The sequence below is a fragment of the Ruegeria sp. CDSC025 genome (assembly GCF_059610805.1).
This window is the reverse complement of the sequence record NZ_JBXWOJ010000005.1, coordinates 73,910-90,794: the sequence shown is the minus strand read 5'-3', so window position 1 is coordinate 90,794 and position 16,885 is coordinate 73,910. Positions and strand designations below refer to the sequence as shown.

At 57.0% G+C, this 16,885-nt stretch carries 19 protein-coding genes; 6 read left to right on the top strand and 13 right to left on the bottom strand.

Features of this window, described 5'->3' with window-relative positions; genetic code table 11:
- The first annotated feature begins 25 nt into the window (after nucleotides 1–25).
- Entirely contained in the window at nucleotides 26–268 is a 243-nt protein-coding gene (locus AC2FH8_RS09610; protein WP_496689584.1) for a CDGSH iron-sulfur domain-containing protein, read from the top strand.
- Here AC2FH8_RS09610 and AC2FH8_RS09605 read toward each other — a convergent pair whose 3' ends face one another.
- The 5 genes from AC2FH8_RS09605 to AC2FH8_RS09585 form a co-directional block, all read right to left on the bottom strand.
- Nucleotides 269–526, bottom strand: coding sequence for a DUF6455 family protein (locus AC2FH8_RS09605; RefSeq protein WP_496689582.1), 258 nt, complete (start codon nucleotides 524–526; stop codon nucleotides 269–271).
- Entirely contained in the window at nucleotides 523–795 is a 273-nt protein-coding gene (locus tag AC2FH8_RS09600; RefSeq protein ID WP_496689580.1) for a DUF6455 family protein, read from the bottom strand. The genes AC2FH8_RS09605 and AC2FH8_RS09600 overlap by 4 nt, the downstream gene beginning before the upstream one ends.
- Nucleotides 796–805: 10 nt before the next feature.
- Nucleotides 806–1,009 carry a DUF6455 family protein gene (locus tag AC2FH8_RS09595; protein WP_246097229.1) on the bottom strand — a complete coding sequence of 68 codons (204 nt, stop codon included), beginning with the start codon at nucleotides 1,007–1,009 and terminating at the stop codon, nucleotides 806–808.
- A 118-nt stretch (nucleotides 1,010–1,127) separates the two neighbouring features.
- A complete protein-coding gene (locus AC2FH8_RS09590; RefSeq protein WP_142636608.1) occupies nucleotides 1,128–1,496 on the bottom strand; it encodes a YigZ family protein in 369 nt (122 codons plus the stop codon).
- Nucleotides 1,493–2,200 (bottom strand): M48 family metallopeptidase, encoded by a 708-nt coding sequence (locus AC2FH8_RS09585; RefSeq protein ID WP_496689577.1) that lies wholly within the window; start codon nucleotides 2,198–2,200, stop codon nucleotides 1,493–1,495. The genes AC2FH8_RS09590 and AC2FH8_RS09585 overlap by 4 nt, the downstream gene beginning before the upstream one ends.
- A 122-nt stretch (nucleotides 2,201–2,322) precedes the next feature.
- On the opposite strand from AC2FH8_RS09585, the gene AC2FH8_RS09580 reads away from it, so the two are divergent.
- Entirely contained in the window at nucleotides 2,323–2,568 is a 246-nt protein-coding gene (locus tag AC2FH8_RS09580; protein ID WP_271949269.1) for a DUF8831 family protein, read from the top strand.
- Here AC2FH8_RS09580 and AC2FH8_RS09575 read toward each other — a convergent pair.
- On the bottom strand, nucleotides 2,559–2,834 hold the full coding sequence (locus tag AC2FH8_RS09575) for a DUF167 domain-containing protein (protein ID WP_281994966.1): 276 nt from the start codon (nucleotides 2,832–2,834) through the stop codon (nucleotides 2,559–2,561). The two genes, AC2FH8_RS09580 and AC2FH8_RS09575, sit on opposite strands and share 10 nt — an antisense overlap.
- A gap of 136 nt (nucleotides 2,835–2,970) precedes the next feature.
- Here AC2FH8_RS09575 and AC2FH8_RS09570 point away from each other — a divergent pair, with 136 nt between their 5' ends.
- Nucleotides 2,971–3,549: a nitroreductase family protein gene (locus tag AC2FH8_RS09570; protein WP_281972678.1), complete on the top strand. Its 579-nt coding sequence runs from the start codon at nucleotides 2,971–2,973 to the stop codon at nucleotides 3,547–3,549.
- Nucleotides 3,546–4,244, top strand: a complete 699-nt coding sequence (locus AC2FH8_RS09565) for an EI24 domain-containing protein (protein WP_282021506.1) — start codon at nucleotides 3,546–3,548, stop codon at nucleotides 4,242–4,244. Before AC2FH8_RS09570 ends, AC2FH8_RS09565 begins: the two co-directional genes overlap by 4 nt.
- Nucleotides 4,245–4,247: 3 nt before the next feature.
- On the opposite strand, the gene AC2FH8_RS09560 is transcribed toward AC2FH8_RS09565, so the two are convergent.
- Together AC2FH8_RS09560 and mce are read right to left on the bottom strand one after the other, a co-directional pair.
- On the bottom strand, nucleotides 4,248–4,523 hold the full coding sequence (locus tag AC2FH8_RS09560) for a DUF1467 family protein (RefSeq protein WP_496689574.1): 276 nt from the start codon (nucleotides 4,521–4,523) through the stop codon (nucleotides 4,248–4,250).
- Nucleotides 4,524–4,540: 17 nt separating this feature from the next.
- On the bottom strand, nucleotides 4,541–4,945 hold the full coding sequence (gene mce, locus AC2FH8_RS09555) for a methylmalonyl-CoA epimerase (RefSeq protein WP_281972677.1): 405 nt from the start codon (nucleotides 4,943–4,945) through the stop codon (nucleotides 4,541–4,543).
- A gap of 134 nt (nucleotides 4,946–5,079) precedes the next feature.
- Between mce and AC2FH8_RS09550 the strand changes: the two genes are divergently transcribed.
- On the top strand, nucleotides 5,080–5,796 hold the full coding sequence (locus tag AC2FH8_RS09550; RefSeq protein ID WP_281972676.1) for a response regulator: 717 nt from the start codon (nucleotides 5,080–5,082) through the stop codon (nucleotides 5,794–5,796).
- Nucleotides 5,797–5,990: 194 nt separating this feature from the next.
- On the opposite strand, the gene aspS is transcribed toward AC2FH8_RS09550, so the two are convergent.
- The 4 genes from aspS to AC2FH8_RS09530 all read right to left on the bottom strand — a co-directional run bounded on the left by aspS (nucleotide 5,991) and on the right by AC2FH8_RS09530 (nucleotide 10,243).
- A complete protein-coding gene (gene aspS / locus AC2FH8_RS09545; protein WP_496689571.1) occupies nucleotides 5,991–7,766 on the bottom strand; it encodes an aspartate--tRNA ligase in 1,776 nt (591 codons plus the stop codon).
- 79 nt (nucleotides 7,767–7,845) lie between these two features.
- Nucleotides 7,846–8,517: a CPBP family intramembrane glutamic endopeptidase gene (locus AC2FH8_RS09540; RefSeq protein WP_496689569.1), complete on the bottom strand. Its 672-nt coding sequence runs from the start codon at nucleotides 8,515–8,517 to the stop codon at nucleotides 7,846–7,848.
- Entirely contained in the window at nucleotides 8,514–9,161 is a 648-nt protein-coding gene (locus AC2FH8_RS09535) for an aminotransferase class IV family protein (protein ID WP_496689567.1), read from the bottom strand. Before AC2FH8_RS09535 ends, AC2FH8_RS09540 begins: the two co-directional genes overlap by 4 nt.
- Nucleotides 9,116–10,243, bottom strand: a complete 1,128-nt coding sequence (locus AC2FH8_RS09530; RefSeq protein ID WP_496689565.1) for an aminodeoxychorismate synthase component I — start codon at nucleotides 10,241–10,243, stop codon at nucleotides 9,116–9,118. Before AC2FH8_RS09530 ends, AC2FH8_RS09535 begins: the two co-directional genes overlap by 46 nt.
- Before the next feature lie 177 nt (nucleotides 10,244–10,420).
- Between AC2FH8_RS09530 and carB the strand changes: the two genes are divergently transcribed.
- Entirely contained in the window at nucleotides 10,421–13,765 is a 3,345-nt protein-coding gene (gene carB / locus AC2FH8_RS09525) for a carbamoyl-phosphate synthase large subunit (protein WP_271949249.1), read from the top strand.
- Nucleotides 13,766–13,825: 60 nt separating this feature from the next.
- Here the strand turns inward: carB and AC2FH8_RS09520 are convergent, their stop codons facing one another.
- Complete coding sequence (locus AC2FH8_RS09520) at nucleotides 13,826–16,876, bottom strand: efflux RND transporter permease subunit (RefSeq protein WP_281972672.1); 3,051 nt, start codon at nucleotides 16,874–16,876, stop codon at nucleotides 13,826–13,828.
- Between the last annotated feature and the right edge of the window lie 9 nt (nucleotides 16,877–16,885).

Below are 16,885 nucleotides of genomic sequence, written 5' to 3'. Positions count from 1 at the left end.
GAAAGTCAGCGAACGGAGAAATCAGATGCCAGAAGGTCCAGTCATTGCGCAAAAAGCGCCCTATCCAATCGAAGTAACCGAAGGAAAAAGCTATTTCTGGTGCTCGTGCGGCCGGTCCAATCGGCAGCCATTTTGTGATGGATCTCACAAAGGAACCGGCTTTGAACCGGTCAAGTTCACGGCTGATACCAGCAAGAAACTGTTCTTCTGCGGCTGCAAAAACTGCGCTAGCCCACCGTTTTGCGACGGGACACATTCCAAGATCTGATCACTTCAGCCGGTTGAAAACATGGCTATTTACGCAGAACCCGGGCGCTGAACGGGGATCAGATTGCTGTACGGCCAGCCATATCGTGCATTTCTCGTGACAGTCCGAGGCCCGGCAACGCGTTACCATCTCGGCGTATTCATCCGGGCTCAACCGCCCGTCGGACATGGCTTCGGTCAACGAGATCTTAAGGCATCGGGCCACGGATCGAGTTAGCCAAAAGTGCTTTTCCACGTCGCCCAGTACAGCGTGTTTCATCCCAATTCCTGCATTTGTATTGCTTTCAACGCGGCGAATTGATGTTTGTTCGGGCAGGTTTGCGGTGCTCCTGCAATATCTGGATGTCTTTCCATCCAATCCGGGCAGGCAGCCGCCCAGCCACATCCCTGACACAGGCGGATCATTTCAGCCCAGTCTTCCTGACTTAGCCGACCTTTATTGTGGGCCCGTACAATATCCCTACCCGTCGCTTGCCCCATCCTCAACACAAGGCGCAAATGGGTCATGAGGTGTCCAAGGCGCGGCATTGCGGCCCCCCTAAGGGATCAACTTGCTTAACAAATCCTGGTTCCGGCAATATTCGGGTGTCTGCGTTGCCAGAACCGGTTGATTCAAAAATGATTGGCAATGGCCCGGGTTCGGGCAATCGGTGCATCGCAGAACCGCATCGGTAATCTGATCCACCGATATATGTCCAGCGATTGCAGATTCCTGCAGATCCACCCCCAGCTTGCCAGCCATACGGTCAACAAGACCAGCATGATGCCTAAGCGTTTCGCGATCGGGCATTGGCATTCCTTTCCGTTTCGCTTTGTCCGATCAGACTAGCAATACGAAACAGCCCAAGCCTTGACGCAGGTCAAAGTCCCAATTCCAGTTCGTCCAGATAAGCCCGTGTTGCATCCTGAACCCGGCGAAATCGATCACCGCCCAGCTTTTTTCCGCCATACCATCGAGTGACAATGACGATATGACCGCTCAGTTCGGCCCTTTCCAGCATGCGCAGAATCACCATTCCGGCACCGCTTTCCCCGTCATCCGCCTTGAGCGCACCAGTAGGCAGGATTGCGGCCCAGGTATTGTGCGTGGCCTTGGCATAGCTTTTGTCAGATTTCAGGTCCTGCAGGACAGCTGCCACCTCGTCACGGGAACTGACCAAAGCGCCGGACACCGCATATTTCGATCCGCGGTCCGTCAAGACAACCCCCAACCGTTTCAGTCCCGTCATTGTGTCAGCCCAAGCTGCCGCGAGGTTTCCAAAACAATTTCGACGCGCTGAGCATTCGGTGGATGGGTGCCTAGAAAACGATCGCCCGGGTCAAGAATTCGGGCAAAATAGCGGGCTCCTAACAAGGGATTATAACCTGCCCGGTGCGTGATGATCGTTCCCAACCGGTCCGCTTCCAGTTCAAAGTCCTTGACATAAATCTGGGCACCCACCTGCGCGCCCAGCTTCTGCGCCTGTTCAAGATCGGCGTCATTTGCCCCCGCTATGCGTGCAAGCTCGCCAAAAATCGCGGCACTTTCCCGTGAGTTTTCGGACTGGCGGGGAATATGGCGCAGGATGTGATGAGCAGATTCATGCCCCATCACAAAGGCCAGTTCATCGGCGTTTTCCACCGATTGAATCATCGCGCGGGTGAAGATTATGACTGGTTGATTGTCGTCATCCAAGGTTTGAAAAGCATTTGCTGGTGCGCGAGGGTTCAGATCAACCACGATCGAAAAATCGCAGTTGCTGACATTACTGCGCCGCTTGCACTCTGCGCGCGCCACATCCCCGACCCTTTGACTGATTTCGCGAAAGGTCAGCACATCGACCTGAAAATCAGTTGAAGGTTGTTGCCATTCCTCTACCGGCTGAACGCGTAACGAACCGGTGTCACAGGCCGACAGAACCAGACCAAATATCATCAAGATCAGGCGACGCATACTATTTCCTTTGGTCCGGTCATGCCTTTTCGTCGAACATAGCCCGACACAAGGCGGTTCGCCACCGGACGATTTCCCAAGAACGGGTTGCATTGCAATGTTCCGCCCGGCAAGCTGGACACATGTTTTCGATTGAGCATGAATTCGACTCGACGGTCATAACCCTGGTGGACGAAGGCGAAAAGCCTTTGAACGAGGATGTGGTTATTAACAATTTTGCAGAATGCGTAACGCTGGAACAACTGGATCCGCGCACTGACCAGGTTCAGAAGATTACGCTTTCGCCCGAACAGGTTCGTGATCTGGCTGCGGCACTGGATCTGCCCGAAGGTGTTTACCAAATTCGCGAAACCCCCGATCAGGCCTGACACACAAAGACTTTCTCGCGCGATGTCTGGCCGCGCTTCAGGATCAGTGCGGACGGAGCAACCCCCAGCGCCACCGCCAGAAGCTCACGTGTGGCTTCATTTGCCCTGCCGTTTTCGGGCGGTGCAGTGATATATATTCTGATCGTTCCGTCCCGAACCAAAATCCTGTCTGCTGCGGCTTTCGGGGTAACCCTGACCGCAATCTCAGCATTCGGTGCAACACGGTCGCTCAGGTCTGGAAGATTTCTTAGTTTCGGTTTTCCCATTGGCACCTTCTGTTAACAAAGACCCTTGCACGGTTGGGCGGGGAATGAAATTGATCCAACTGGTCCAGCCGATTGCACTTGAAACTCGCCAGACGTTCAACCAGATACAGACAGCCTATGTAAAGGAAGTTAACATATGTCCTTGAAGAATCCGGCCGCTTTTGAGTTTCTGCAGACCCGTCGATCGCGCCCAGCCAAAACGTTGATTGAACCAGCCCCCGACCGTGAGCAGCTGATGCCCCTGCTGACCGCAGCAGCCCGCAGCCCGGATCACGGAAAACTGGAACCCTGGCGGTTCATCGTGCTTGAAAAAGGCGCAATGGGGCGCCTGTCAGGGCTAACGCAGGAATGCGGTGAGGCGCTTGGCAAATCCCCTCAAGACATTGAAAAAGCGCGCGGGCAGTTCGATTTAGGCCATCTCGCCGTCGCTGTGATCGAGGTTCAGAAGCCTTCGGAAAAGATTCCAGCCATCGAGCAGACCTATTCTGCCGGGGCTGTTTGCCTTGCTTTGCTGAACGCTGCTTTGACCGCAGGATGGGGCGCGAATTGGTTGTCTGGCTGGCAAACCCACGATCCGGAATTCTGTCGCAAGGCGTTTGAATTGCAGGATAACGAACGGGTTGCCGGTCTGATCCATATCGCGACCGAGGGCTCGACCCCGCCCGAACGCCCCCGCCCGGATGTTGATGCCCTGACCGAATGGGTCACAGAATGATCATCCTCAACGCCTTTTTTTCAGCGCTTGGTCAGATCGGAGACCCGAAATTCCGCGGGGTTCTGCTGCGAGGTATCGGCCTGACCATCCTGATGCTGATCGCAGCCTGCGCCGGTGCAATTTGGCTGATCAACCGGCTGTCAGGGGACGAGATATCGCTCCCATTCATTGGTGCAGTTCCCTGGCTGAATGACGTCCTCAGCTATTCCGGCATTTTCCTGGTGCTGATCCTGCCAGTGTTTCTGATGATTCCCGTCGCCTCAGCCATCACGTCTGTGTTTCTGGACGATGTCGCGCAAGCTGTAGAGGACAGGCATTATCCGAGCCTGCCCGCGGTTCCACGCATCCCGATAGGCGATGCGATCACTGACGCGCTTGGCTTTATGGGCGTGTTGATCCTGGCCAACCTTCTGGCGCTGATCCTTTATGCGATCTTCACGCCACTGGCCCCGTTTATCTTTTGGGCGATGAACGGATTTCTGCTGGGGCGTGAGTATTTTACGCTGGCAGCCATGCGCCGTATCGGGCGTGAGGGCGCGCGAAAACTGCGGGCACAACATTCGTCAACAATTTGGCTTGCGGGCACATTGATGGCCATCCCACTGTCTATTCCGCTGGTGAACCTTGTGATCCCGATTATCGGAGCTGCTACATTCACGCATATCTTTCATAAGCTGTCAGGGCCAACGCCCTGACGCCTAGTTTCGCGGCTCCATTTGATTTAGCCAATCGAAATCCCGTACCGAAATCACGCCCGAAATAATAATCCCTGCAATGATAGCCCAGAGCATGACCGACACCCCGGTGGTGATCCATAGCTTTTTCTTCATGTGATGCACTTCCGGGGCCCCTGAATGGGTGCCGGGAACGACCTCGCCCAAATCACCCTGGGTCTTGATGCGGATCGGCAGAATCACCAAAAGCGTCATGAACCAGATGACGGCAAACAGAACCAGTCCTGCAGTGATCGTCATGTGTACACCTCCGGTGTTTATACTTGTTCCAACTCGACCAGACAACCGTTGAAATCTTTGGGATGCAGGAAAAGAACCGGTTTCCCGTGCGCGCCGATCTTGGGTTCACCGCTACCCAGCACCCGGGCGCCGGTTTCTTTCAGGTGATCACGCGCGGCAATGATATCCTCCACCTCATAGCAGACATGATGGATTCCGCCGGCGGGGTTCTTCTCTAGAAAACCGTTGATCGGGCTGTCATCGCCCAAAGGATAAAGCAACTCGATCTTGGTGTTGGGCAATTCAATGAACACCACAGTAACGCCGTGATCAGGTTCATCCTGCGGCGTGCCAACCTTGGCACCTAAAGCGCTGCGGTACTGTTCAGACGCCGCCATAAGATCAGGGACGGCAATGGCAACGTGGTTTAAGCGGCCAATCATGGAACTCTCCTACCTTCTGAGTTGCAGCGGTTATGGGGACAGATCAGGCAAAGGACAAGTGCGCCAAATTGCCGTTAACCCCGTGTTAGCCAGAAGTTCCTAGCGTGAAGCATCTGCTGAATAGGAGTTCTGCCATGGACGATTCGAGCCCCTTTACCGCACCCGCACAGCCAACGGCCACGCGGCCGCTGCTGGGACAAACCATTTTGGTTGTTGAAGACAGCCGCTATGCCTGCGACGCTATCCGGTTAATGTGTTTGCATTCGGGTGCGCGGATCAGGCGGGCCGATTGCCTGAAGTCCGCCCGGCGCCATCTTCAGATCTATCGACCTTCGGTGATCTTGGTGGATATGGGGCTGCCAGATGGCTCTGGTGCTGATCTGATTGCCGAATTGGCCATGACTACGCCCCGGATCGGAGCGATCCTGGGCATGTCAGGAGACGACAATTCAGAAACCCTTGCGACAGAGGTTGGCGCGGACGGGTTTCTTGCCAAACCGCTTAACTCACTGTCCTATTTCCAGTCGTCTATTCTGAATTGTCTACCTGAAGACCGCCGCCCCTGCACACTCCACGCCGTTCAGGATGAGGTGATATGCCCCGATCCTATGGCCTATCAGGACGACATGGCACATATCGCAGATGTTCTGGCCGGACCGAATGACCATTGGTCACTGGACTATGCGGCCCAATTCCTGCGCGGCGTTGCCCGTGATGCTGAAGATACGGTTCTGGCCGAAGCCGCCCAGCAGTTGGCAGCCTCACGCGCCGCAGGTATGCCCATCACCGCTCTGACAGCCCAGGTTGCGGGAATAGTGCAGGCCCGTCTGGAACAGCGCGAGGCTATCTGAAGTGACAACCGCATATCTAATTACCGCATCGCTCCTTTGTCTGTGGGCATACAGACAGACACGCGTCAGCGCGCGTGACATTCGGAACAGCCGCGAGAGGAAAAAGGACCATTTCCTGTAAACCCGCTAACAGCGAATTGGGAATGGGTTGAAAACAGAAAAAACCGCCACAGGCGACTGTGGCGGGTTTTCTATCAGTCCTGAGGGATAATCCGCAGGCCCAACTCCATCAGCTGGTCCGAGGCCGGGTCGGACGGTGCCTGCATCATCAGATCCTCGGCACGCTGGTTCATCGGGAACATCATGACTTCGCGGATATTGGCTTCATCGGCCAAAAGCATCACGATCCGGTCGATACCAGCTGCACAGCCACCGTGCGGCGGGGCGCCATAGTGGAAGGCGTTGAACAGCGCGCCAAAGCGGGATTTCACCTCATCCGCGCCGTAGCCAGCCAGCTCAAAAGCCTTCAGCATGATCTCGGGCTTGTGGTTCCGGATCGCGCCCGAGACCAGCTCGTATCCGTTACAGGCCAGGTCATATTGATAACCGCGCACGTCAAGAGGATTACCCTGCAGCGCCTCCATCCCGCCCTGCGGCATCGAGAAGGGGTTGTGTTCAAAGTCGATCGCACCGGTTTCTTCGTCTTGCTCATAGATCGGAAAATCGACGATCCAGGCAAAGGCAAAGCGGTCTTTCTCGGTCAGGTTCAGTTCATCACCGATCACATCGCGCGCCCTGCCGGCCACCTTTTCAAAGGCTTTCGGTTTGCCACCCAGGAAGAACGCCGCGTCTCCGACGCCCAGACCCAACTGCTGGCGGATCGCCTCGGTCCGTTCAGGGCCAATGTTTTTGGCCAGTGGACCAGCGGCCTCCATCCCTTCACCCTGATCGCGCCAGAAGATATAGCCCATACCGGGCAGACCCTCTTTCTGGGCAAAGGCGTTCATGCGATCGCAGAACTTGCGGCTGCCGCCTGTGGGCGCTGGTATGGCGCGAATTTCGGTGCCATCCTGCTCCAACAGCTTCGCGAAAATCGCGAAGCCAGACCCGCGGAAGTGGTCGGAGACCACTTGCATTTTAATAGGATTCCGCAGGTCGGGCTTGTCGCTGCCATACCACAGGGCCGCGTCCTTGTAGGAAATCTGCGGCCAGTCCTGATCGACTTTACGGCCGCCGCCGAACTCTTCGAACACGCCGGTCAGAACGGGCTGAATCGTGTCGAATACGTCTTGCTGCTCAACAAACGACATCTCAAGGTCAAGCTGGTAGAAATCGGTGGGTGAGCGGTCGGCACGCGGATCTTCGTCGCGGAAACAGGGCGCAATCTGGAAATACTTGTCGAAGCCCGACACCATGATCAGCTGTTTGAACTGCTGTGGGGCCTGCGGCAGCGCGTAGAACTTGCCCGGGTGCAAACGCGACGGCACAAGGAAGTCACGCGCGCCTTCAGGCGACGATGCGGTGATAATCGGCGTCTGATACTCGCGGAAGCCCTGATCCCACATCCGGCGGCGCATCGAGGCAACAACGTCCGAGCGCAAGGTCATATTCTGCTGCATCACTTCGCGGCGCAGGTCCAGATAGCGATAGCGCAGGCGCGTTTCCTCAGGGTATTCCTGATCGCCGAACACCATCAGCGGCAGCTCGTCAGCGGCGCCCAGTACTTCCAACTCGCGCACGTAAACTTCGATCTCGCCCGTGGGCAATTTCGCGTTCACCAGATCGGCGGCGCGCGCTTTGACTGTGCCATCGATACGGATACACCATTCCGAGCGGACTTTTTCCAGTTCGGCGAATGCCGCGCTGTCGCCGTCGCACAAAACCTGTGTGACGCCGAAATGATCGCGAAGGTCGATGAATAGAACGCCGCCGTGATCTCGGACCCGATGCACCCAGCCAGACAGGCGAACGGTTTCACCGACATTGGCGGCGGTCAGAGCGGCGCAGGTGTGGCTGCGATAGGCGTGCATGGATCATATCCCTTCGGGCGCAGAATTGGTCGGGCCGATACACCGCGTCAGACTGGGAAAGTCAAGGCAAGTCGCACCGTCAAAACGGCCTTTGCACGTTGCCTGAGTAGAAATAGATGCCCAGACCCACCGCAAAGATGATGTTCCCCGCGATGGCATGCAGCAGAACCGCATAGAAAAACGATCCGCGTTTGCGATAGGCCCAGGTGAACAGCAACCCTCCGGCAAATGTCATCAGAGCTACGATCCAGCTCCAATACATCAAATGCGCAAGCGAGAAGAGCGATGCATTCAGCAGATAAGCTGTGCGTCCATTGGGCAGGATCGCGTGGTAACGACGAAAGAACAGCGACCGGAACAGCAGCTCTTGCGGCAGGGCGGAAACGAATGGGTAAAACACCCAAATCATCGCCAGCAGCTCGGGTTGGTTGTGCAACAGGAAAAAGGCAGCTTCGGGACGGGTCAGTCGTACTAGCGCAACACAAAACAGTGTCATTCCCACAGCAAAGCCGGCGACTTCGGGCCAGGACCAGTTGCGCCAGTTATATCGCAATTCAGCCCAAGCAAATCCGTGCGTGAAATGCAACAACACGATCCCGATGGCCGTAAAGGTAAACAGCGATGGAAACATCCAGTTTGGCGGGAAAAGTACGGCGATCAGCACAGGTATGGCGACGAAGAACAAACCGAATTCCAGTCGCAACCAACGGGAAGATGCTGCGGCTTCAGCCCAATCGGTTTGCCTGTTCACAGTACCGCCAATTCTGCCCAGATCAGGCCTCGCAAGGAATTGCCCATCCAGAACCTTTCCGCGCTTTGCAGGTTGGTCATGGTCAGCACCGCCTCGCTGACTTTATTATTTTCCAGCAAGTCTTCGCGCAAGATCCCGGGAAGCAAACCGGAGGACAAGGGCGGCGTCAGGCAACGACCATCGGGCATGCCCAGAAAGATGTTAGTGATGGTGCCCTCGCACACTTCGTCACGCTCATTCAGAAACAGCCACTCATCTACGCCCTCGGGCAGTGCCGCCCGGGCCCGGTCATAAACATCGCGCTGCGTCGTCTTGTGCTGCAACCAGATATCAGAGGCGGCAAGCCTCGTATTGGAAACTGCGACCCGCCAGACGGACGGGTTATCCGCCAGTGCACCAGTTGTCACGCCAAACCCGCCACTGATGTCCATCGTCAATCGACAGCGCAACGAGATTGAACCCGCAACTTGGTCAAGCGTTGCAATCGCGCGCCCTGCATCGAAAGGAAGCCCCAATGCCCGTGCCGAACGCTCCATCCGGGCCAGATGTTTTCCAACACGCACAAACCCGCTCTCTGGCCGGAATGCCAGCGTTTCGATCAGACGGAAGTCAGGGTCAGCTGGTGGGCGAAACGTGCCTTCCATAGCGCTTCCTCATATTCGGATGGGGCAGTGCTGTCCCAAACGACGCCCCCACCCACATTCAGCGTGGCCTTGTTGCCGTCGACCATCAGCGTGCGAATAGCCACGTTGAACTCGGATCGCCCGTCTGGCGCGGCCCAACCGATAGCACCACAATAGATATCGCGTGGCCAGGGTTCGAGATCGGTCAAGATCTCCATCGCGCGAATTTTGGGCGCGCCTGTGATCGAGCCGCAGGGAAATAACGCGTTTAGGATATCGGAAAGTTCTGCCCCAAGATGCAGCTGTGCCTGCACCAGCGAGATCATCTGATGCACGGTTGCATATGTTTCGACCTTGAACAGCTCGGGCACCTTCACCGACCCCGGCAAAGCGACGCGGCTGATATCATTGCGCAGAAGGTCGACGATCATGAGGTTTTCGGCGCGGTTCTTGTCGTCAACCGACAGGAAATCGCGGCGGCGCGCATCCTCGGCCATGTCTTCGCTGCGCGGCTGCGTGCCCTTCATCGGGCGGGTTTCGATCATCCGATCAGCATCGGTGCGAAAGAACAGCTCGGGCGAACGGCTGAGCAGATCGGGCAGACCATCCTGCAGCACCAACGCCCCGTGACCAACGGGCTGGCCTGCTGCCAGTGCGGCATAAAGCGCGGCGCTGTCGCCTTGGACCGTCAGATCAATGGGGAACGTCAGGTTGGCCTGATAGATATCCCCGGCCCCGATCGCATCGTGGACCAGCTGAAAGGCGCGTGCATATCTTGCCTCGTCCCAGCGCGGTGTGAATTCGGCAACACCGCCTAGGGGTGCGGGCAGATCGGCCTGGCCTGGCGCATCATAGGCGCCGAAACACAGCAGTGGCAGGCGGCGGTCAGTAGGCATCCGGACCAACAGGCGGGGTTCCAACGCATATCCAAGCTCATAGCTTGCATAACCGGCCAGCCAGGCCCCATCCGCGCGTGCCTCATCCAGCGCCGCCAAAGCCTGTGGCACGTCTTCCGCTTTGTCTGCGCGGATCACCCGGTCTGGCCGTTCGAAATAAGTTCCCGATCCGGCCGGCCCCTGATCAAAACGAATACGCACGTGCATCCTCATTTGTCGTGCTGCGCGGTATAGACAATACGGCGGTAAGGGAAAGAGGGGAAAGCGGCAATTTCGCCCCTGTTTCCGATACCTCTTGAACCTTTTGGCGCGGTCCCTATAACGCAGAACAATTTGGGCACGCGGGCGGTGCCCTGACTCGCAGTTAACCGAAGGAAACAGGCTATGCCGAGAAGAACCGACATCCAGTCGATCATGATCATCGGGGCGGGCCCCATTGTCATCGGTCAGGCCTGCGAATTCGACTATTCAGGCGCACAGGCCTGTAAAGCCCTGCGCGAAGAAGGATACCGGGTCATTCTGGTAAACTCAAACCCGGCGACAATCATGACCGATCCCGGTCTGGCTGATGCCACTTATATCGAGCCGATCACGCCCGAAGTTGTCGCCAAGATCATCGAGAAGGAACGCCCCGACGCCTTGTTGCCCACAATGGGTGGGCAGACCGGACTGAACACCTCACTTGCACTGGAAGAGATGGGCGTACTGGACGAGTTCGGTGTCGAGATGATCGGTGCGACCCGCGACGCCATCGAAATGGCCGAAGACCGCAAACTATTCCGCGAAGCGATGGATCGGCTGGGCATCGAAAACCCCAAGGCCACCATTGTTACCGCCCCCAAGCGCGACGACGGCTCCACCGATCTTGATGCTGGCGTCCAGATTGCCTTGGGCGATCTGGAAGACATCGGCCTGCCTGCCATCATTCGCCCCGCCTTTACCATGGGCGGCACCGGCGGCGGTGTGGCTTATAACCGCGAGGATTATATTCACTTCTGCCGCTCGGGCATGGATGCCTCGCCGGTAAACCAAATCCTCGTCGATGAGAGCCTGCTGGGTTGGAAAGAGTATGAGATGGAGGTGGTACGCGACACGGCCGACAACGCCATCATCGTCTGTTCCATTGAGAATATCGACCCGATGGGTGTGCATACCGGCGACTCGATCACCGTGGCCCCTGCCCTGACACTGACCGACAAAGAATACCAGATCATGCGCAACGGCTCCATCGCCGTTCTGCGCGAGATTGGGGTCGAGACCGGCGGTTCGAACGTACAATGGGCGATCAACCCCGAAGACGGCCGAATGGTCGTGATCGAGATGAACCCCCGCGTGTCGCGTTCGTCCGCGCTGGCGTCCAAGGCGACCGGGTTCCCGATTGCGAAGATCGCGGCCAAACTGGCTGTTGGCTATACGCTGGACGAACTGGACAATGACATCACCAAGGTCACGCCCGCCTCCTTCGAGCCAACCATCGACTATGTCGTGACAAAAATTCCGAAATTTGCGTTCGAAAAGTTCCCCGGCTCTGAACCTTACCTGACCACGGCGATGAAATCGGTGGGTGAGGCCATGTCCATTGGCCGCACGATCCACGAATCGATGCAAAAGGCGCTGGCCTCGATGGAATCCGGCCTGACTGGCTTTGATGAAGTGGAAATCCCCGGCCTGAACGTTGGTGTCTGGGACGAGGTCAGTGACAAAGTCGCGGTGATCAAAGCGATCAGCAAGCAAACCCCCGACCGTCTGCGCACCATCGCGCAGGCCATGCGTCACGGTTTGACCGATGATGAGATTTTTGGTGTCACCAAATTTGACCCTTGGTTCCTGGCCCGCATCCGCGAGATCATCGAGGCCGAGCGTCAGTTGCGCAAAGACGGCCTGCCGGTGACCGAAGAAGGCATCCGCAGGCTGAAAATGCTTGGCTTTACCGATGCGCGCTTGGGCAACCTGACAGGCCGTGACGAAGGCAATGTACGCCGCGCCCGCCGCAATCTGGGTGTTAACGCAGTGTTCAAACGCATCGACACTTGCGCTGCCGAGTTTGAGGCGCAGACGCCCTATATGTACTCGACCTACGAAGCCCCTATGATGGGTGATGTTGAGTGCGAGGCACGCCCGAGCGATCGCAAAAAGGTCGTCATCCTTGGCGGCGGCCCGAACCGGATCGGTCAGGGGATCGAGTTTGACTATTGCTGCTGTCACGCCTGTTTCGCACTGACTGAAGCGGGCTATGAAACTATCATGATAAACTGCAACCCCGAGACCGTGTCGACCGACTACGACACCTCGGATCGGTTGTATTTCGAGCCTCTGACCTTCGAGCACGTGATGGAAATCCTGACGAAGGAACAAGAAAACGGCACGTTGCACGGAGTAATCGTGCAGTTCGGCGGTCAGACCCCGCTGAAACTGGCAAATGCGCTGGAAGAGGAAGGCATCCCGATCCTCGGCACCACGCCAGACGCCATCGATCTGGCCGAAGACCGTGAACGCTTCCAGGCGCTAGTCAACGATCTGGGCCTGAAACAGCCCAATAACGGCATTGCCTCGACCGACGAGCAGGCGCTGAAAATCGCCGAGGATATCGGCTTTCCGCTAGTGATCCGCCCGTCCTATGTACTGGGTGGCCGCGCGATGGAAATCGTGCGCGATATGGACCAGCTGCGGCGCTATATCAACGAGGCCGTGGTGGTCTCGGGCGACAGCCCCGTGCTGCTGGACAGCTATTTGGCGGGCGCGGTTGAACTGGATGTCGACGCCCTGTGCGACGGCACGGACGTACATGTCGCAGGCATCATGCAGCATATCGAAGAGGCTGGCGTGCATTCGGGCGATAGCGCCTGTTCGCTGCCGCCCTACTCGCTGTCGAAAGAGGTGATTAGCCGGATCAAGGATCAGACTTTCAAGCTGGCCAAGGCGTTGAACGTTGTCGGCCTAATGAATGTACAATTTGCGATCAAGGATGACGATATCTACCTGATCGAAGTCAACCCGCGCGCCTCACGCACCGTGCCATTTGTGGCCAAAGCCACGGACAGCGCCATTGCCTCCATCGCCGCGCGTGTGATGGCCGGCGAGAAGCTCGCGGATTTCCCGTTGCGCCCGGCTTACAAGACCGTGGACGACACCAAGATCGCCGACCAGATGACGCTGGCCGATCCGGATATGCCGTGGTTCTCGGTGAAAGAGGCAGTGCTGCCCTTCGCCCGGTTCCCCGGCGTCGACACTATTCTGGGGCCTGAGATGCGCTCGACCGGAGAAGTCATGGGCTGGGACCGCGACTTCCCCCGTGCCTTCCTCAAAGCACAGATGGGTGCGGGCATGGTTCTGCCATCCTCGGGTCGTGCGTTTATCTCGATCAAGGATGCCGACAAGACCCCGGCCATGCTTGAGGCCGCACAGGTTCTGGCCGCGCAGGGCTTTGCCCTTGTCGCCACCCGCGGAACGCAAAGCTGGCTGGCCGAGCACGGTATTGCCTGTGATCTGGTCAACAAGGTCTACGAAGGTCGCCCCGACGTCGCTGACATGCTTAAAGATGGTCAGGTACAGTTGGTGATGAATACCACCGAAGGTGCACAGGCGGTCGAGGACAGCAAGGCCATCCGATCCATCGCGCTTTATGACAAGATCCCATATTTCACCACCGCCGCCGCCAGCCACGCTGCCGCGTTGGCGATAAAGGCGCAAGCCGAAGGTGATGTCGAGGTCAGGTCCCTGCAAGGCTGACCTTCCCCCCACTACACCAGAATAAAGCAAAACCCCCGGTCCATGACCGGGGGTTTTCATTTAGACAACCGGCTGCGGTGGTTTCTTGCGCCGTTCCTCCGGCAGGAAGAACACCATGTAGAACACGGGGGCCGCCACCATGGTAAGGACCGTGGCAAAGGCCAGACCTCCCATGATGGTCACCGCCATCGACCTGAAGAACGCATCCGTCAACAACGGAGCCATACCCAAAATCGTCGTGATTGCGGCCAGCATCACGGGGCGCAAACGCGAGACCGAAGCCTCTATGATCGATTCACGCAACCCCTGCCCGGTTGCACGTACCAAGTCGATCTCTTCGACCAAAACGATACCGTTCTTGATCAGCATCCCCGATAGGCTAAGCAGTCCCAGTAGCGCCGTAAATGTGAACGGCAGACCCGTGCCCAGCAGACCGATCACCACTCCGTTTACCGACATCGGTACCAACAGCCAGATAATGATCGGCTGACGAATGGCGTTGAATATCAGCACCGAAATCAGAACCATGATCAACAGGCTCAACGGCAACTGACGACCCAGGCTTTTATTTGCATCGCCAGCATTCTCGAACTCTCCACCCCATTCCAGTCGATAGCCCGCTGGCAGCTCCATGCTTTCAATAGCTGTGCGGACTTCGGAATGAACCTGCGCAGCTGTCAAATCCGGCGGGATGTCGGCCCCTACCGTAATGGTCAGCACACGATCCCGGCGGTGAACCAGCGTATTGAGTGCCTTATATTCGAACCTGTCGACCATCTGCTCAATCGGTACGAATTTCTGCGACTGGTCCGAGAATACAACCTGATCCACGATCGAATAATCCCCGTCCACCGGGCGGCGCAAGATGATCGGAATCAGGCGGTCGCGCTCGCGGAACACACCACCGGTGATCCCATCGGTCGAGAATTGCAGAGTCGCCGCGATATCTTCGCGCGACACCCCAGCGGTCTGCGCCCGTTCGGTCGCATAAATTGGCTGGACAGCCAGCCCTTGTTCGCGCCAGTCGTGATAGACGTTCAGCGCATTGGGCGAGGCCGCGCGCATCGTCTGCACAGCCTCATTCGCAAGTTGCCGAAGCACCGCCGGATCGCTTCCCGAGAAACGGGCCTGAATTGGATCACCGCCGCCAGGACCAAAGACCAGCCGCTTGGTGCGGAACTTGCCTTCGGGGAACTGCGCCGAGCCAAACGCCTCGAGATCCGCCCGCAAAGCCGGAATGTCATCCAATGTTTCCGTCCGGATGATCATGTGACCGTAGCTGGGGTTCGGTTTTTCCGAAGAGTAGGTCAACAAAAAACGAGTTGCTCCTTGCCCAACAAATGTCGTGACAGATACCACATCGTCCCGATCCGCCAGCCAGTTTTCGAAAACAGCCATATCCTCGGCGGTGCGCGCAATGGGTGTGCCCTGCGGCAGGTTGTAATGCACGAAAAACAGCGGTGTATTCGAGTCTGGAAAGAACTGTTGTTTGACCAAACCAAATCCTGCGAAACAGACCACGGTAATGCCCACCAGCATTGCAATCACCATCCAACGGAACCGCAGCGCCCAGTTTAGGATCGCGCCATAAACACGGAACATGATCCCGCCATAGGCATCAATTTCACCTTCTTTGCCCTGCTTGAAGAAATAGTGCCCAAGCATCGGAGTCACCGTCAGCGCCAGGGTCCAGCTCAGCAGCAGCGATATCCCGATAACAGCAAATAGCGAAAACAAGAACTCGCCCGTCGCATCAGGGCTAAGACCAATCCCGGCAAAAGCCATGATGCCAATCACCGTTGCTCCCAACAGCGGGATTTGCGTTTTGGCCGCAGCCTCATCCGCCGCATCGCGCGAATTCTTGCCGCGCAGCATTGCAATCTGCATTCCTTCGGCCACCACAATGGCGTTGTCCACCAACATACCCATCGCGATGATCAAAGCGCCCAACGAAATTCGTTCCATTTCGATCGAGAACAATGCCATGAACAACAACGTGCCAACCACGGTCAGCAACAGAGTTGTTCCCACAACCACAGCCGCGCGCCAACCCATGAACAGGGCCAAAACCGCAACAACAATAGAGACCGACAGCGCGAGGTTCACCAGAAAGTCGTTCGATGCCTGCTCAACAACGACGTGCTGCTGGTAAATCGGCAGGATTTCGACACCATAGGGGATCTGAGAATCCAACTCGGCAAATTTCGCGTCAGCACGCTTGCCGACCTCAACGATATTATCAGTCGAAAGCCCAGCAATACCCAGAGTGAAGGCTTCGGTCCCGTTGAACCGGATGATGACATTAGGATCGGTTAGGCGACCACGATGTACATTCGACATATCGAACAGGTTGATAACCTGGCCCTGCGATCCAACAGAAAGGCCAGCAATGGCGGAAACCGTATCGGACCCTTCGGCGGTTAATATCGCGGTCCGGCCATCTTCTGATCGCAATGACCCCGACGAGTTTACCGAGTCCGCATTTGTAATCGCGTCGGTAAGCGCCTGCAGAGGCACGTTCTGGTTCACCGAAATAGACAGGTCGGGTTCGATAAAGATCGCCTCTTGCGGCAGGCCCATCACCTCGACATCCGCGACACCGTCAACCGTCAGTAGTTCGCGCCGAAGAAATGTGGAAAGCTCATGTTTTTCAGCGTCCGAGAAGCCCTCGGCCGTGACCGCATAAAACAAGCCAAACACATCGCCAAACCCGTCATTGACCAGCGGTTCACCCACCCCCGATGGCAGCTCCCGTGAGGCGTCACGGACTTTGGCGCGCAATTTGGTCCAGATCTCCGGTAGCTCGGTCCCATCATAGGCTGAGTTAATCTCGACCTCGATCAGCGAAAAACCGGGCTGGTTCATTGATGTGATTGTCTTGACCTCGCCCATCTGCTGGATGGCGGATTCCAGTGGCTCTGAAACCTCCAGCGCCACTTGTTCAGCCGTTGCCCCCGGATACTGGGTAGCGATGACGGCGTTTTTGATTGTGAAGGCTGGATCTTCCAGACGGCCAAGCGACAGAAATCCCCAGATGCCGCCGAACAAGGCGATCAGGATGACCAGCCATGTATAGATAGGGCGATCAATGGATGCGCGTGCGATGTTCATCAATCCGCC

Coding starts and splice junctions, on each gene's coding strand:
- AC2FH8_RS09610 (WP_496689584.1), top strand. CDS start 26: ATGCCAGAAGGTCCAGTCATTGCGCAAAAAGCGCCCTATCCAATCGAA.
- AC2FH8_RS09605 (WP_496689582.1), bottom strand. CDS start 526: ATGAAACACGCTGTACTGGGCGACGTGGAAAAGCACTTTTGGCTAACT.
- AC2FH8_RS09600 (WP_496689580.1), bottom strand. CDS start 795: ATGCCGCGCCTTGGACACCTCATGACCCATTTGCGCCTTGTGTTGAGG.
- AC2FH8_RS09595 (WP_246097229.1), bottom strand. CDS start 1,009: ATGGCTGGCAAGCTGGGGGTGGATCTGCAGGAATCTGCAATCGCTGGA.
- AC2FH8_RS09590 (WP_142636608.1), bottom strand. CDS start 1,496: ATGACGGGACTGAAACGGTTGGGGGTTGTCTTGACGGACCGCGGATCG.
- AC2FH8_RS09585 (WP_496689577.1), bottom strand. CDS start 2,200: ATGCGTCGCCTGATCTTGATGATATTTGGTCTGGTTCTGTCGGCCTGT.
- AC2FH8_RS09580 (WP_271949269.1), top strand. CDS start 2,323: ATGTTTTCGATTGAGCATGAATTCGACTCGACGGTCATAACCCTGGTG.
- AC2FH8_RS09575 (WP_281994966.1), bottom strand. CDS start 2,834: ATGGGAAAACCGAAACTAAGAAATCTTCCAGACCTGAGCGACCGTGTT.
- AC2FH8_RS09570 (WP_281972678.1), top strand. CDS start 2,971: ATGTCCTTGAAGAATCCGGCCGCTTTTGAGTTTCTGCAGACCCGTCGA.
- AC2FH8_RS09565 (WP_282021506.1), top strand. CDS start 3,546: ATGATCATCCTCAACGCCTTTTTTTCAGCGCTTGGTCAGATCGGAGAC.
- AC2FH8_RS09560 (WP_496689574.1), bottom strand. CDS start 4,523: ATGACGATCACTGCAGGACTGGTTCTGTTTGCCGTCATCTGGTTCATG.
- mce (WP_281972677.1), bottom strand. CDS start 4,945: ATGATTGGCCGCTTAAACCACGTTGCCATTGCCGTCCCTGATCTTATG.
- AC2FH8_RS09550 (WP_281972676.1), top strand. CDS start 5,080: ATGGACGATTCGAGCCCCTTTACCGCACCCGCACAGCCAACGGCCACG.
- aspS (WP_496689571.1), bottom strand. CDS start 7,766: ATGCACGCCTATCGCAGCCACACCTGCGCCGCTCTGACCGCCGCCAAT.
- AC2FH8_RS09535 (WP_496689567.1), bottom strand. CDS start 9,161: ATGGAAGGCACGTTTCGCCCACCAGCTGACCCTGACTTCCGTCTGATC.
- AC2FH8_RS09530 (WP_496689565.1), bottom strand. CDS start 10,243: ATGCACGTGCGTATTCGTTTTGATCAGGGGCCGGCCGGATCGGGAACT.
- carB (WP_271949249.1), top strand. CDS start 10,421: ATGCCGAGAAGAACCGACATCCAGTCGATCATGATCATCGGGGCGGGC.
- AC2FH8_RS09520 (WP_281972672.1), bottom strand. CDS start 16,876: ATGAACATCGCACGCGCATCCATTGATCGCCCTATCTATACATGGCTG.